Origin of the sequence: Roseibium sp., assembly GCF_965216085.1 — a bacterium.
Taxonomy (GTDB): domain Bacteria; phylum Pseudomonadota; class Alphaproteobacteria; order Rhizobiales; family Stappiaceae; genus Roseibium.
The window spans coordinates 1,023,782-1,038,481 of sequence record NZ_OZ244138.1; the positions used below are offsets into that span (position 1 = coordinate 1,023,782).

The 14,700-nt window shown below is 53.9% G+C and carries 12 protein-coding genes; 3 read left to right on the top strand and 9 right to left on the bottom strand.

Annotation, left to right across the window (positions count from 1 at the left end):
• Window positions 1-17: 17 nt before the first annotated feature.
• Window positions 18-734 (top strand): aspartate/glutamate racemase family protein, encoded by a 717-nt coding sequence (locus tag ACOOFE_RS04760; RefSeq protein ID WP_420413894.1) that lies wholly within the window; start codon window positions 18-20, stop codon window positions 732-734.
• Between the two features lie 53 nt (window positions 735-787).
• Here the strand turns inward: ACOOFE_RS04760 and phnE (ACOOFE_RS04765) are convergent, their stop codons facing one another.
• The 4 genes from phnE (ACOOFE_RS04765) to phnD all read right to left on the bottom strand — a co-directional run bounded on the left by phnE (ACOOFE_RS04765) (window position 788) and on the right by phnD (window position 4,199).
• Window positions 788-1,588 carry a phosphonate ABC transporter, permease protein PhnE gene (phnE, locus tag ACOOFE_RS04765; RefSeq protein WP_420413895.1) on the bottom strand — a complete coding sequence of 267 codons (801 nt, stop codon included), beginning with the start codon at window positions 1,586-1,588 and terminating at the stop codon, window positions 788-790.
• The gene (gene phnE / locus ACOOFE_RS04770) at window positions 1,585-2,379 is read right to left on the bottom strand and encodes a phosphonate ABC transporter, permease protein PhnE (RefSeq protein WP_420413896.1); all 795 of its coding nucleotides are present in this window, start codon (window positions 2,377-2,379) and stop codon (window positions 1,585-1,587) included. Before phnE (ACOOFE_RS04770) ends, phnE (ACOOFE_RS04765) begins: the two co-directional genes overlap by 4 nt.
• Complete coding sequence (phnC, locus tag ACOOFE_RS04775) at window positions 2,376-3,149, bottom strand: phosphonate ABC transporter ATP-binding protein (RefSeq protein ID WP_420413897.1); 774 nt, start codon at window positions 3,147-3,149, stop codon at window positions 2,376-2,378. The genes phnE (ACOOFE_RS04770) and phnC overlap by 4 nt, the downstream gene beginning before the upstream one ends.
• 66 nt (window positions 3,150-3,215) lie before the next feature.
• Window positions 3,216-4,199, bottom strand: a complete 984-nt coding sequence (gene phnD / locus ACOOFE_RS04780) for a phosphate/phosphite/phosphonate ABC transporter substrate-binding protein (RefSeq protein WP_420413898.1) — start codon at window positions 4,197-4,199, stop codon at window positions 3,216-3,218.
• 253 nt (window positions 4,200-4,452) lie between these two features.
• Between phnD and ACOOFE_RS04785 the strand changes: the two genes are divergently transcribed.
• A complete protein-coding gene (locus tag ACOOFE_RS04785; RefSeq protein WP_420413899.1) occupies window positions 4,453-5,175 on the top strand; it encodes a response regulator transcription factor in 723 nt (240 codons plus the stop codon).
• The gene (locus ACOOFE_RS04790; RefSeq protein ID WP_420413900.1) at window positions 5,165-7,684 is read left to right on the top strand and encodes an ATP-binding protein; all 2,520 of its coding nucleotides are present in this window, start codon (window positions 5,165-5,167) and stop codon (window positions 7,682-7,684) included. The genes ACOOFE_RS04785 and ACOOFE_RS04790 overlap by 11 nt, the downstream gene beginning before the upstream one ends.
• 66 nt (window positions 7,685-7,750) lie before the next feature.
• Here the strand turns inward: ACOOFE_RS04790 and ACOOFE_RS04795 are convergent, their stop codons facing one another.
• From ACOOFE_RS04795 to ACOOFE_RS04815, 5 genes are all read right to left on the bottom strand, one after another.
• A complete protein-coding gene (locus tag ACOOFE_RS04795; protein WP_420413901.1) occupies window positions 7,751-10,876 on the bottom strand; it encodes an efflux RND transporter permease subunit in 3,126 nt (1,041 codons plus the stop codon).
• Window positions 10,873-12,009, bottom strand: a complete 1,137-nt coding sequence (locus ACOOFE_RS04800; protein ID WP_420413902.1) for an efflux RND transporter periplasmic adaptor subunit — start codon at window positions 12,007-12,009, stop codon at window positions 10,873-10,875. The genes ACOOFE_RS04795 and ACOOFE_RS04800 overlap by 4 nt, the downstream gene beginning before the upstream one ends.
• A 56-nt stretch (window positions 12,010-12,065) precedes the next feature.
• The gene (locus ACOOFE_RS04805; RefSeq protein WP_420413903.1) at window positions 12,066-12,524 is read right to left on the bottom strand and encodes a DUF2147 domain-containing protein; all 459 of its coding nucleotides are present in this window, start codon (window positions 12,522-12,524) and stop codon (window positions 12,066-12,068) included.
• The gene (locus ACOOFE_RS04810) at window positions 12,517-13,377 is read right to left on the bottom strand and encodes an ABC transporter six-transmembrane domain-containing protein (protein ID WP_420413904.1); all 861 of its coding nucleotides are present in this window, start codon (window positions 13,375-13,377) and stop codon (window positions 12,517-12,519) included. Before ACOOFE_RS04810 ends, ACOOFE_RS04805 begins: the two co-directional genes overlap by 8 nt.
• Before the next feature lie 268 nt (window positions 13,378-13,645).
• Window positions 13,646-14,608, bottom strand: a complete 963-nt coding sequence (locus tag ACOOFE_RS04815; RefSeq protein ID WP_420413905.1) for a MurR/RpiR family transcriptional regulator — start codon at window positions 14,606-14,608, stop codon at window positions 13,646-13,648.
• Window positions 14,609-14,700 lie beyond the last annotated feature (92 nt).

Genomic DNA, 14,700 nt, shown 5'->3' on the forward strand with positions numbered 1-14,700 from the left:
AAATGGAGAGGCTTGGAATGCCTTGGCAGAAAACGTCTGACTACATCGGCATCATTATGCTCGATACGATTTTTCCGCGAATACAGGGAGATGCGGGAAACCCAGGAAGTTATGAATGTCCGACCAAGATCAAGATTGTTGATGGTGCTGGCAGCCCTGAAATCGTCAGGGATGGGCAGCCGCCCAAGGTCCTTCTAGACCGGTTCTTTGCAGCAGCCCGCCAGCATGAAGAAGAAGGTGCTGTTGGTCTTGTGACGACCTGCGGCTTCCTGGTGAATATCCAGCGGGAACTGGCCCAGAGTGTTCAGATCCCGGTGGTGTCCTCATCACTCGTTTTGTTTCCCCTGATCGCAGCTATGACCGGCGGCCGGCCGGTTGGAATTATGACAGCATCTGTTCCAAGCCTTGGGCCGCATGGCATGGCCGCTGCGGGATTTCAGCCGGACCAGGCCAGGGTCATCGGGTTTGAAGATGTGGAAGTTTTCACATCTGCCATCTTGAGTGACAAATCTGTGCAACCCGATGTGCTCGACAGTGAGACGATTGAAAGGGAGGCGGAAAACAAGGCGCGGGAACTTGTTTCTCAGAACCCGGATATCGGCGCGATCATTTTGGAGTGCGGAAACTTATCGCCCTACACGGATGCGATCCGAAAGGCGTCCGGAAGGCCTGTCTACTCCATTTTGGATGCCGCACGCTTTCTTTGGCAGGACAGGCGTAGCCGGAATAACTAAGTGTTTGATCAAAAAGTAGCTGAAGGGGCGTATGGCCGCCCCTTCTATTTCGCTTAAAGGATCTTGCTGCGCAGTTTGGATGAAATCATTTCACCCAGGATCACCAGGGCCAGAATGGTCAAGAGCACCATGGAGACTTCCGGCCAATTGAAGGTGTCGATAGCCCCTTGCAAGATCACACCGATCCCGCCTGCGCCAACAAGCCCGAGAACCGTGGATTCGCGCAGGTTGATGTCCCAGCGCAAGATGGCGATGGCAAAGAATGCCGGTGCGACTTGCGGAACAATGCCGTAAAGCACCACCTTGAACCTTGATGCACCGCAGGCTTCTAGTGCCTCGATTGGCTTGGGATCGATCTCTTCGATCGCCTCACCCAGCAATTTGCCGAGAAAGCCGATGGAGCGGAACATGATCGCGACGATACCGGCGATGATGCCCGGGCCAAAGATTGCCACGAACAACAGCGCCCATATGATCGTGTTCACAGAGCGGGAGGACACGAGAATGAAGCGACCGACCCAGAGCGCTAAGCGATTGGGTGTGGTGTTCTGCGCGGCGATGTAAGCAACCGGCAGGGAGACAACAACGGCGATAGCTGTTGCAAGCGTTGCAATGTTGATTGTTTGCCAGATGGCTTCCAGGATTGACGGCAGGTTTTTCGGATCCGGCGGGATCATCCGATTAAAGAGATCCAGCATCTGTTCCGGAGCATCCCAGACCCAGGCCCAGATGACATCAATGCTGCTGAGGGCCCAAGAAATGGTTAGGGCAGCCAGCGCAAATGCTACGTATCGCTGGAACCTTTGCTTGGGCGAATACAGTGCCCAACTGTCGAGAGTGGTCTGACTGGTCATGAGATTCGCTTTCTGATCACACCGCTGAAGGCTTCGGAGATCAGAATCACCCCGACGATCACCATGGTGATGGCGAGCGCAAAGTCATAGTCGTAACGGCCGAAGGCGTTCGCCAGAGTGGCGCCGATCCCGCCCGCGCCGACAATTCCGACCACGGCCGAGGCCCTGAGGTTACTGTCCAGCTGATAGATGCTGAGGCCAACGAGCCGGGGCATGATCTGTGGAAACACCGCATAGGCAATTGTCGACAGGAACGGTGCGCCAGCCGATTTCATCGCTTCCACCTGACCGAAGTCGATCTCCTCGATTTTTTCCGCCAGGAGCTTAGCGACAAAACCGATGGAATAGACAACGAGCGTCAGGACACCGGCGAGCGGGCCAAAACCAACGGCTTTCACAAAGATGATGGCGACAATCACCGGATGAAAACTGCGGGCGATGATGATGAGCCCACGGCCAAGCAGATAGATCGGTTTGATCGAGATGTTTTTGGCGGCCATGAAGGCCAGCGGAATGGACAGCAGGATGCCGCCGACACTTGCCAGAATAGCGATTTTCAGGCTTTCCAAAAATCCGTCGATCAACAGGCCGGAGCGTTCAAAGCTGGGCGGAAAGGCGCCGCCAAAGATCCGGCCGGCGCGTTCCATGCCTTCTGCCACGCGTTGCCAATTGATTGGCAGGGTCACCAGCGTCACGCTGAGATATCCAAAAACCGCGATATAGAGCCCGTAGCGCAGCAGCTTGTTTTCTATGAATGGCGGCTTTTGCCAGTAGTCTTGAACTGTGCTCATGCCGCCGCACCCATGCTGGGCCGTTCGTCAGCTGGCGTGCCAGAATAGATGGCATCCATTTCTTCGGTTCCAAGGGACGCAGGCAGATCGTCGAAGATGATTTTGCCGTAGCGCATTCCGACGATCCGGTCGCTGTATTCCTTGGCTTCACCAACATTGTGGATGTTGATGATCACCGGCAGGTTCAATTCGCTCGCCAAATCGCGCAACAATCCCATGATCTGTTCAGAGGTCTTTGGGTCGAGGGACGCGGTTGGCTCATCAGCCAGGAGAATTTCCGGGCGCTGCATCAACGCGCGCACAACACCGACACGCTGACGTTCGCCGCCGGAGAGTTCATCGGCACGTTTGTTGGCGTATTGGGCAATTCCGACCCGCTCCATCAATTCAAAGGCGCGGCGGATGTCGTCCTTTGGATAATTGCGGGTGAGAGCCGCCCAAGTGGAGATATATCCCAATCGGCCGGACTGTACGTTTTCCATGACAGTCAGGCGATCAACCAGATTGAAGCTCTGGAACACCATGCCGATCCGGCGGCGGGCGGTCCGTAACTCCCGCTTACCGAGGGTGGTGAATTCCGTGCCATTAAGCACGATGGAGCCCGAGGTCGGTTCCACAAGCCGGTTGATACAGCGCAGCAGTGTGCTTTTGCCTGCGCCGGAAGAGCCGATGACGGAAACAACCTGTTCGCCTTCCACCTTCAGGTGCAAGTCTTTCAGGACCGGCGCAGCATCGCCGTAGCTCTTAATGAGGTGATTGATTTCTAACATGATATCCGCCGAAACAAAGATGCCGCTCCAGCACAGGGCTGAAGCGGCAGACAAGTGGTCGAAAGCTTATTTTCCGGCCAGGCCCTGAGGTGTGTATTCAACACCGTTGGAGGCCTGAATTTGGCGGATAACAGCCCATTGTTTCTTGTAAGTGATCGGAATGAACCGGCTCACGCCTTCAAATTCCTCACCAAGCGCGGTGCCGGCAAAGTCGAAGGAGAAGAAGGCGTCTTTGATGTTCTGAGCCAGTTCCGGATCCAGATCGTGGGCCAGCGTGTAGGATGTGGTCGGGAACGGATCACTTTCCCAAACTAGGCGCACGTCTTTGGTATCGTAAAGACCGCGGGCGGCCATGCGCTCAACCACTTCAGAGGCGACCGGAGCCGCGTCATAGTCACCGGCGACAACACCCAGCAGGGACTGGTCATGAGAGCCGGAATAAACGACTTCATAGTCCTTGTCCGGGGTCACGCCTTGGGCCGGGAAGAGGGCGCGCGGCGCCTGGTTGCCGGAGTTGGAGGTCGGGGAGGTATGCGCTACACGCTTGCCGGCCAGATCAGCAACAGTCTTGATGTCGGAATCTGCCTGAGTGAACACCTGCAGCTTATAGCCGAACTTACCGCCTTCCGCGCCCATGATAGCGAACGGCACAGCGCCAGCGAGGTTCACGGCAAACGGGGTCGGACCAGTGGAGAAACCAGCAATGTGAAGGCGGCCAGAACGCATGGCTTCAACTTCGGCAGAGTTCGACTGAACCGCGAAGAACTGTACGTCCTTACCGGTTTCCTTTTCGAGATGCTGGATGAAAGGCTCCCAGATGTCTTCATAAACGGCCGGATCTTCAACCGGGGTGTAAGCAAAGACAAGGGTGTCCGGGTCGCTCAGCTTGGACGGATCAGTCGGTGCATCGGCAACCATGTCACCGTTTGCATCGCAATAGAGAACATCCAGTGCGCCACGGTTTTTGCAGTCATCGGCGGCGAGGGCCGGAACGCTGGCGGCGGACAGAAGAAATGCCGCTGCGGCGGTCCGGATCAAATGAGTTTGCATAATTTCCTCCCAAGGTGTTTTACCACCGCGTTTGGGCACGTCCCAGGCGGTGTTTGGATTACGCAAACAAGACCCTATTGCTGCAGGGCCTTTTCGTGACAGCGGCGAAGTATTAACAAAAGCAACCAATCAAAGCCTTTATGTTAACAGTGTTACAAGGTGAGATGGGTCCGGCAACAATTGTAATAAACCAGAGGTTTTTGACGCGGGGGCCTGTGCTAATCTGGCAATAAATAAATCTCTGGGAGTGAGAATGAGCGGTTCTGAACACCGTCCTGCAATTGCGATCGTCGATGACGATCAAGACATGAGCGAAACCCTCTCTGTATTGCTATCTGAAGGTGGTTTTTCGCCAGTTGTCTGTTCACGAATCGCGGATTTTCTAGCATTGGGAGACCCGCCGCCGATTGATCTTGCACTGATAGATCTTCGTTTGCGCGGCGAATCCGGTCTGGAACTCGCCATCCATATTCGTGAACGTTATCCCTTGCCCATTGTCATGCTGACCGGGGTAGGCGATGAAATTGACAAAATCATCGGCCTTGAGACCGGCGCTGACGATTATGTCACAAAGCCCTTCAACCCGCGCGAACTGGTGGCCCGCATTCGTGCCGTATTACGCCGCTCAGGCACTGGGCCGGGCCGAGTTACAGCCGCGTCTGACATCTCAATCAAGTTTGGCGACAAACATGTCGATTTGAAACAGCGGCAGCTTATTGACCATAACGGCGATGAAATACCGCTGACCAACGGTGAGTACAGGCTCCTGGAGTATTTCTTGAAGAACCCGGACCGCGTGATCACACGTCCGGAGTTGCTGCAAGAACTGGGGACCGACATGGAGCGCTATGTTGACCGGACCATCGATGTTCTAATTCTGCGCCTGCGCCGGAAAATTGAAGCTGTGCCCTCCAAACCCGTTCATCTGCAAACCCGCCGTTCGCAAGGGTATGTCTTTCAGCTCAATGGCCAGTAGCCCAGTGGCCGCCCCGATCTTCCGCCAAAGTGTTCAGCTGCGTCTGTCGACGGCGATCGCGATCCTGTTTTTGGTGATCCTGTCGATTTCAGCGATTGCGCTGACAACCTTGCGCAATGCAGAGGGCTGGCTGGACATAGTTCACCGCGACACATTGGCGGAGGTTTCGCGGGCTTTGGAGCTTTCCAGCGGAGCGGCTGACCTCGCAACGTCTGCACCCTTTCTGATTACCGTCCAAATCCCGGGGCTGATGGATGCGGAGGTTAAATCTATCCTGGAGACTATTTCTGGAATTGAGAAGATTGCTGGTGACGATCCGGCACTGTCCATTCCTCTTTCACGCATGCGAGTCGCAATCCTGGATATGAACCGGGCTGCCACTCCCAAAAGTGCTCTGGAAACGGAAGTCGCGCGGATCGACCGGGATCTGGTGCGCTTGCAGAACCGCTTCAAGCGCCGCGCCAGCATGACCCAAACCACCTTGAACGAACGGCTTTATTGGGCACAGCTGCAGCAATTAACAGCCGAGGCGATTGGCGCGGCGCGGGCGCAGGAAATGATATCGGTCGGTGAATTTGGCCGCCGTTTCCAAAAGATCCTCGCAGGTCTTCCGGAGCCGTTGAATGTGGCTATGGAATCCGGTTTAAGGGAGCTGAAAAGTGTTCTTGAATACGGACCAGACCATCTTTTTGTGATCAAACATCGGGCCTTAACGTCCTCGCTTGATGCGGAAAATGCGTTGTTTCGGATCCGGCGGGCATCCAATCAACTGACTGCCTATGCGGATAAGAAGGTGGAAGAGGCCGAAGACCGGCTGACCCTGGCTCAGACGCAAACGACGCGGAACCTCGTCATTGCCCAAAGGGTGGTGCTTGGGCTGGCGTTGCTCAGTTCCCTGATTGCGATCGGTTCTGCATTGTTTGTCTCCCGGTATGTCGCAGCAAATCTGCGCCGGATTGCAGAGGCTATGCGGCGGCTCGCGGCGGGCGATTTGCACACGCAATTACAGCCCAACACAAAACAAGACGATGAGATTGGCCAGTTGTTCGACGCCTTTAATGTGTTTCGTGCCAACGCCCGCAAACTGGAGCGGCATACCAATCTGATCAATCGCCAAAATGCGTTGTTTGCAAACGTATTTCGTAACATCAACGATGGCGTAGCTATCCTGTCTGCCGATGGGAACATCGAAGCCGAAAACGAGAACGTTCGCGCCTTGTTGCGTTTGCCTGAGGCAAAGCCTGGTGGCAAAGACCTTTTGGTAGACGTAATTGAGGCGTCAGATTTCCGTCGCCAGGCGACCGAAGCCAGCGTTGTTGGTCTTGAGGAGTACATTGACGGAGCGGGACATGTTATCGAAATCCGGCAATCAAAATTACCGGACGGAGGGTCCGTCTGGCTGTTTTCCGAAACAACAGAGCGCAGAAAGATTGATGAACGCTTGGAAGAAATCCGCCGCGTTGAATCTCTTGGCAAACTGACAGGAGAAGTTGCCCACGACTTTGGCAATATCCTGTCGACCATTTCCGGTAACATCCATCTTTTGGAAACGACAGGCAAAGGCCGGGCGCCCGAACATCTTCGCAGGATTTCTGCGGCCGTTGACCTTGGCGTTACCCTAACCGAACGGCTGCTTGCGTTTGCGAGGAAACAACACTTAGAACCCGAGGTGGTCGAAATCGGCACCCTGGTTGAAGGGATGAGCGATCTTTTGGATGTTGCCCTGTCCGACGGCACCAGCCTGTCCCTGGACATTCGCGATTCCTCATTGAGTGCAAGGGTCGACCCGGGGCAGCTTGAGAGTGCTATCTTGAACCTTTGCATCAACGCGGGACAAGCAATTTCCGATGAAGGCTCTGTTCGAATTTCGGTGTTTGGAGACAACACCGATTTCATCGTTCTGGAAATCACCGACACAGGTTGCGGCATGCCTCCGGACATTTTGCATCGCGCATCAGAACCATTCTTCAGCAAGCGCTCTGATGGTGCAGGCACCGGTCTTGGTTTGTCTATGGTGCACGGTTTTGTTCACCAGTCCGGCGGGACAATGGAGATTGAAAGCATAGTTGGCCGGGGAACAACAGTCAGGCTACGCTTCCCGATCCTTAAAGAACGTGCCGATGAAATAGGCTGCTTTCATGCGGATGGTTTGGCCTTGATTGTCGACGACGACATGGTTTCGGCGGAGAACACGCAAAAAGTTCTGAAGGATTTAGGCTTTGCCACTGAAACAGCACTGACGTTTTCTGATGGTTTCAGAGCTGTTACAGAGCTGGAAAACATCCGCCTTGTTGTCACAGACCTTTATCTTGATCATGATAAAAGCGGATGGGACTTGGTCCGTGAGGTTTTAGGGGCGGATGAAAACAGTCATGCGATTCTCATGTCCAGCAAACTGCCAGAAGCTGCTGACCTGGATGAGGAGTTGCTGCCGCGTTTTGATATGGTCGCAAAACCCATCACGCCGGATGCTTTAAGAGAAGTCCTGAAACGATGGCACCTCATCTAGGCCGTCTACGCGTCTTACGCTAGGCTGTCGTTGATGTCCAAGCGTTTGTGCTCGGCTATCTCATACTCATGATGCTTGCTGGACGGATTTGGGAGTATCCGAAAAAATCAAGCGCCTGATGTCATTCGCAATAGCCAGTAGCACTGGGATCAGGATCAAGGTGATCAGTGTTGCGAAGATTTCGCCGTAGGCGAGTGACACCGCTGCGGGGATAAGATACCGGGCCTGTTCGGAAGTTTCGCTCATCAATGGAATGAGGCCGGCAACTGTGGTGGCGGTTGTCAAGAAAATCGCCTGAAACCGGGCGATGCCGCTGTTTAATACAGCGTCTTCATGCGCCACGCCTTCTTCACGTGACTGAACGTAGTGAGTCATCATCACCAGTGAGTCGTTCACCACCACGCCGGTTAGCGCAAGTGCTCCAAAAAAAGACAGCAACGAGAATGGCAGGTCCATGACTGTATGGCCGATGACCGCGCCAACAAATCCGAACGGCACAACCGACATGATGATCAGCGGTTTCAAATAAGATTTTAGAGGGATGGCCATCAGAATATAGATCAGCAGACAGGCGATCAGAAACGCGCGCAGCAACCCGCCTCTCATCTCGCCGATTTCCTCCAGCTCGCCGCCCGCATCGATTATAAGACCGGGGTATTTGGCTTCCAGGTTTCGCGAGAACTCACCAAAGATGGCTTCGGCAACCTCTTCTGGAGCGACGATTTCTCGATTGATATTGGCCATTACTGTTGTGATCAGAGCACCATTTCGTCGCTGAATCCGTTCTGGAACATAACTGGCCTCGATGTCGGCAACAGCGGAGAGCTGGATCCAAGTTCCCTTGCTGCTTTTGAGTTGAAGATCCATCAGGTCTTCAATCCGGTCCCGCGCACTCAGCGTATTTCGAACCACAACGCGCACTTCTGCATCTCCGCGCTGAATTCGTTGGGCTTCGCCGCCGCCAAAGGCGTAGCCGATCTGGCTGGCCAGCAATTCGGATGTAAACCCCAATGATCTGGCTTCGGGCTTGAGGCGGAGGCGCAACTCAGGCTGTCCGGTGAGGATGGTGTCCCTTGTGTTGGAGACACCGTCAAATCGATCCAGTTTCTCTCTGACGTCCCGGCTTGCCAGTTCCAAAAGCTGAAGATCCTTTGCGATTAGCCGGATCTGGAAGCCGCCTCCAAAATCTTCAAAGGCGGTAAAGGTTATCTCCGATAGCCCTTCCAACGGCCCAATGCGGGATTTCCAGGCTTCAAGAATGTCTGTTGTGGTCAGGTTGGGCCGTTCCGCAGATGGCGTCAGTTCCATATAGAGTTCTGCAGTTGTTGCGCCTGTGACAAACGCAAAGACGTGTGCGACTGGGCTGGCTCCTGCAGGCGTTTTCAAATCCGGATCCTGGTCAACTGAAAACGCCGCCTTTTCTATAACCGAGACGTTTTTCTTCGTAAGGTGAGCCGGGGCACGTTGATCCATTTGAAGTGCCACCGAAACTACCTGGCCCGGAACATTCGGAAAAAACACAGACTTGATCTGCCCCTTTGCCATCAGTCCAAAAACCAGGCTGGCAACAGCAATAAAGGCAATCAAAACTGCATATCTGTTGGCCAGCGCCCAACGCAGTGACGGTGCATAAATCCGGTCACGAAAAGCTCTCAGCCCGGATTGAGCGATGCCTTGCAGACTTCCCCAACCCCGAGAAAACATTCCCGGATCTTTCGTCTCCTTGGTGTTGAGGTGCGCCAAATGCGCCGGCAAAATCAGCTTGCTTTCTATCAGCGAAAACAACAGTGCCAGAATAACAACACCTGCAAAGCCAGCCAGCACCTTTCCAAGCGGGTTTTGAATAAGAAGCAATGGAAAGAACGCTGCGACCGTTGTCAGGACACCAAAGACAGTGGCAACGGAAACCTTTGCAACACCGATCTCAGTGCCCTTTATCGGATCGGCGAACTTCCGGCGCTGCTCGTGAACACTTTCACCGACTACAACCGCATCATCGACCAAAATACCGAGCACGATGATGAACCCGAATGTCGTGATGTCATTAAGCGAATAATCGATCCAGCTGCTGGTGGATACGGCAAATGCGCCTGCCAGCGAGATGGGAATTCCCATTGCAACCCAGAACGCCAATTTTACGTTCAAGAAAAGAGACAGCATGAGCATCACTAGGATCAGACCCTGGACAGCGCTGCTTGAGAGGAGCTGCAAGCGATCTGAAATGTAGTCGCGTGAATTGCCCCAAATTGAAATTGTCACGCCCTGCGGCAGCCGTTTCGAGATGTTCGCGACGACTTGTTCGGCTGCATCTGACACCTGCAAGAGGTTGTCTTTGCGACCAACCAGAACCTCCATGCCAACCGATGGTTTTTGATTGAAACGGGTTTCGATCGGGACTTCCTCGAAACCGTCGGTGATGGTTGCGATCTCACCAAGTCCTGTCGACGTGCCATCCGGCCAGGTTACAATCGCAATGTCTTCAAAATCACGGATGGAGTAGGCCTGACTATCGGCGCGCAGTGTAATGTCTCCACCTTCAGTGCGCAGCGTTCCGCCTTGAAAAAACAAAGACGATTGCTGAATGCGTTCCATCACATCCGAAATGGTCAAATTCAAACGTTGCAGAGTCCCAGGTGCGAACTCGATTGCGATCTCTTGGGTTTGAAGACCCCAATTGTCGATCCGGGATATTTCCGGGTCCGCAAGCAGGTCGGCCCGCAAATCCCGAGCGATGGTTTGAAGCGTTTTCAGATCGGTTTCGCCATACACCTGCACGTAAAGTGCTGGCAGATCGAAATTGTTTGTTTCGATAACCGGGCGCCTTGCATCCTTGGGCAGGTCGTAGATGCTGTCGACCTTGAGACGGACATTGTCGAGCAGCTTCTGCAGCTTTGATCCGTTGGTTTTTTGAATTGAAACCACGGAGAGACCAGGTTGGGTTTCGGATCGGACCGATTTGACGCCTTCCAATCCCTCGACAGCCTTTTCGATCTTACGTGTAATCTGCTCGTCAACTTGGGCGGTGTGTGCGTTGGGAAAGGATGTGGCGACAGTAACGGTATCAGCCGGAATTTTTGGAAACCCTTCAATACGAACCGTCAGTAGGGATGACACACCAACAAAGAGGATGAAGATCGTCAGGAGGTTTGCCGCGACAGGGTTTCGGATGAACCAATTCGTGAGCCAGATCATTCGCCAGCCTCCCGCTTTACAGGCTCGACTTTTTGTCCGGGCAGGTAGGCACTCATTGGCAAGGCGACAACACGGAATTCTTCATGTTTCCGCAAGAAATCGGGCACTCTAACCACAATTGCGCCATTGTCGCGGAACAGCGGCCTTGCCTCGAACCGTTGAAGCCGTTCTGTGTCGTCGAGAAACCAGACAAACCCATTTTGGGTGAGCGCACTTTCAGGAATGCGGAGTGTTTGTTCAAGGGCCCGGCCGGGCAAACTGACCCGGACAAAGGCGCCAGGCAGGATGCCGGTTTCGTTTGCCCGCTCGACCTCGAGAAAAAGTTGGTATTTGCGCGACTGCGGGTCGAGAAAACCACCGCCCTGACGCACCTTGGCGGTTCCAATTTTTTGATCGGTATCGCTGTAGACTGTGACGCCCAGAGATTGCCAATTCCGGTTCAGCAAAGACCATTCCCGTGCACCGACGGACACCTGGATGTCTAGCAGACTATCGTCCAAAACACTGAAAAGGACATCGCCTTCATTGACGGTCGCACCAGGGCTAACGTTTCGTTTAGTTACAATAGCGGGAAAGGGTGCGCGTAGAAGCGTTGAGCTCAGATCGTAGTCTGCTGCCGCAACCCGCGCTTCAGCAGCGCTTACAGTACGCTCGGCGACCCGAACTTCAGGTATGTGAACCGCCATTTCGGGCGGCTGCCGGTCGGGGTTAACCGCGCGCCAGTCTTTCAATGCAATCGTGTGTTTGTTCTTCTTCTTGCGGAGTTCAAACTGGGTATTTTCAAGAACCGAACGCGCATCTGACAAGTTGGCTACATATGGCGCGTCTTCCAATTGAAGGAGAACATCGCCTTTGGAAACGCGGGATCCGGCCAAAGCGACTGGGGCTGCATCACTCACAACTCCGGAAACGCGGGAGCGCAAGTCGACTTGCCAACGCGGTGTTACTTCTGCAAACACATTGACCGAGCCGGCATGTGCGCCGATTTGCGCAGCGATCACCGTAACCTGGCGCAAAGGCGGTTGAGCCGCCGCAGTCTCAACGTCAGCGGTGTCTTCCAGTACGGTCAACACACCCAAGACCCCGGCCAATGCGAGACAAGCAAGGCCAATCCAAAGAGCTTTTCTTATCATCAAGTATCTCCGCGAGACGCGAAACCATCAAAAAGGCAATGGTCTGCTCTCGCCGCCTATTCTGGAAATGAGCAGGGTTCTTCAAGTGTCTGGATTTTTTGCCATACCATGTCAGTGGCCAGCCATTGATTTCCCGCCCAGGCGCGCAGCTTCATGGTTTCGTCAAAAGTCGTTACCGAGAGATTGAAGACTTCTTCCGTGGATGGATCGAGAACCTTGCCATTGATCCACGTTTGTCTTGCGGGATCCCAGACGAGGTCCCAAAGGAGGGGTAAACCGCACAACGCGTTTTTATGCTGGGCTAGGGTCGTATCTGTTACAGCGCCTGGCAGACCGGCGATTATGCCGCAGAGTGTTTTGCTTCCTGCTTTGCAGGGCCCTGTCGCAACGACAATCCCGCGGTCATCAGTGAGCCAGAGCGCTTCCGGCGGTTCCTCGGCCATTAGAGGTGAAGAGGCAAAGCATGATGCGAGCATTCCACCGGCATATGCCAGGGTCGTAAAGATATTAGCCAAGAGACAGATCTCCACTTGAGTTGATACGCCGGGTGATTTCATTGAGGCGAGACCAGCTTTGCAGCGCGATCGGCAGCATCAAGGCTGCTTCGACATACTCCCAAGAGTAGCTTGCAATGGAAAAGATCCGCCCGGCGGTGATGCCAGGCAGGCCGGCGGCTTGATAAAGGTTGAAAGCGATAAATCCGATCTGAAGCAGAAAGATCCCGCCGTAGACCAGGGCTTCTGTGTCGGAGATTGTAACTTCATGCCGGCGCAAGGCACGCAGATGCTGATAAACGCCCAGAAGCTTGCCTTGTGCGAGCACGTCCACCTGTTGTTCGCGTTGCTCGTTGAGGCGGCTGTTCACGTTGTAGAACCGCTTGTGGAAGCAGCCATAAACCAGAAGCATACCGGCAACCACCAGGATCGATGACAAGCCCAGAGCAAGGTCGAAATAGGTGAGGACCGCCAGGCTGACACCTATCTGAATGAAGGCGGTTATCAATTGCGGGGCTTCTTGCTCTAGAAAGTCGACAAGCTCCCGGGACATGTCGATGCGGGCATTTCGTTTTGAGACCTGCAGAGCGGCAGTGCGCCGATGCAATTCAGCGCCAAGATGCAACCGGATCGTTCCATAGGCGCGCGTATCGTAAATCCGCCGTCCGACGGCGATCACACCCAGACCGCCCAGGGTTGCGACCATCCAGCCGAGTTCTGTCACTTTGCCTGCAAGAAGGCCGTCGATAGACCAGCCGATTAACAACGGGATCAATGCAATCAGGATGTTTTCCGCAATAACGATTGTCCAGGTGAGCGCGATACGTGCGCGGAAGGTTTGCAAGATGTAGGTGAGATCTATCGGGATCTGCATGGTCAATTGTCTCTGCAACAGTTGTCCGCAAGTTTTGGGGATGCCCGCCCTCTGCCCATTTTGGGGAAAGGATTGAATAAGAGCGAACGTTCGTTCATTATATAAGTAAGGTAAGTCCAAACCGCAATAGCGGGGCGTAAGATCAAAAGCTAAAAAGCCTATTAGTTCGCTTATCCGGCTTTTGAGTAAGTGGAGTTAAATGGAGTGTCTGGTCGCCTCTGCGGTGCGATTCATGCAGAACGAATATTGAGATCTGCGGGCTTGCGCATCAATCTCCAAGCGGTTGAGGTCCGGTGCGGCCGTGATAGGCTGTAAGAGATGCTCGAATACGCCTGAGATTTTCTTTAGTTGTCTCAGCCGCTTCCTGCGCCACAGATGTTGCCAGTGCATCGATGACAACCAGATGCACATAGCGCGAGGCTGTTGGTTTGAAGATGGCCCGGTCTTCTGGAACGTCGATCAGGATCGGGATCTTTGCAGCGGTGGCCAGCCTTGTGTCCGGTTTGGTAATGCAAATTGTTGTCGCCCCATATCCATTGGCGATTTCCGCCGCACCGACGATCGCGTCAGCTTCGCCGCTTGCAGAGACCAAAAACAGGGTGTCTCCCGGGCCAAGCGTTGCCGCGCGCATTTGTAGAAGATAACTGTCGCTAACGTGAAACGATGGGATTCCGAGGCGGAAAAACCGATTGGCCGCCTCTTGTGTGATCATCGAGGAGCCGCCGCCGATGCCTGCAAAGAGGATTTGCTTGGTTTCCAGAATGGCATCCTTGGCTACATCAAGCGTGCTCGTTTGCATTTGTTTGCGGAGCGTGCCGACAGACGCATAAAGAGCGCCAATGACCTGATCAATTGCTGTGTCTGTATCCGGGAGATTCGGAATGGCGCTGGCGCTCATGTATTGCGCGCTCACAGCCAAGTTCTGCACCAGTCGCAGTTTGAAATCCTTGAAACCTGAACATCCTAAGCTACGGCAGAACCGGATGACGGTCGGTTTGCTGACCTCGCAATGATCTGCCAAGTCACCAATCGTCATTCCGCTGATCGCATCCAGGTGGTTCTTGACGTAGGTTGCGACCCTTTGCTCCTGAGCTGCAAATTTCCCATCCAGATTGTTCAGCGCTGAAATCACGTCAAACACGCCTGGGCCGCCTTTTTGAGGCGGCTGCATTGGGCTGTTGGTCGCGTCTTGTGTTTGAGTTTCGATCGTCGAGTCAGGTTCATAAGTCATGAAACTAAGTTACATATCCATGTCAAAATAATCAAGATTCTCTCCCTTATTAGGTGTGATCTAATAAATTTTGTAACTAAATTTCATTTTGG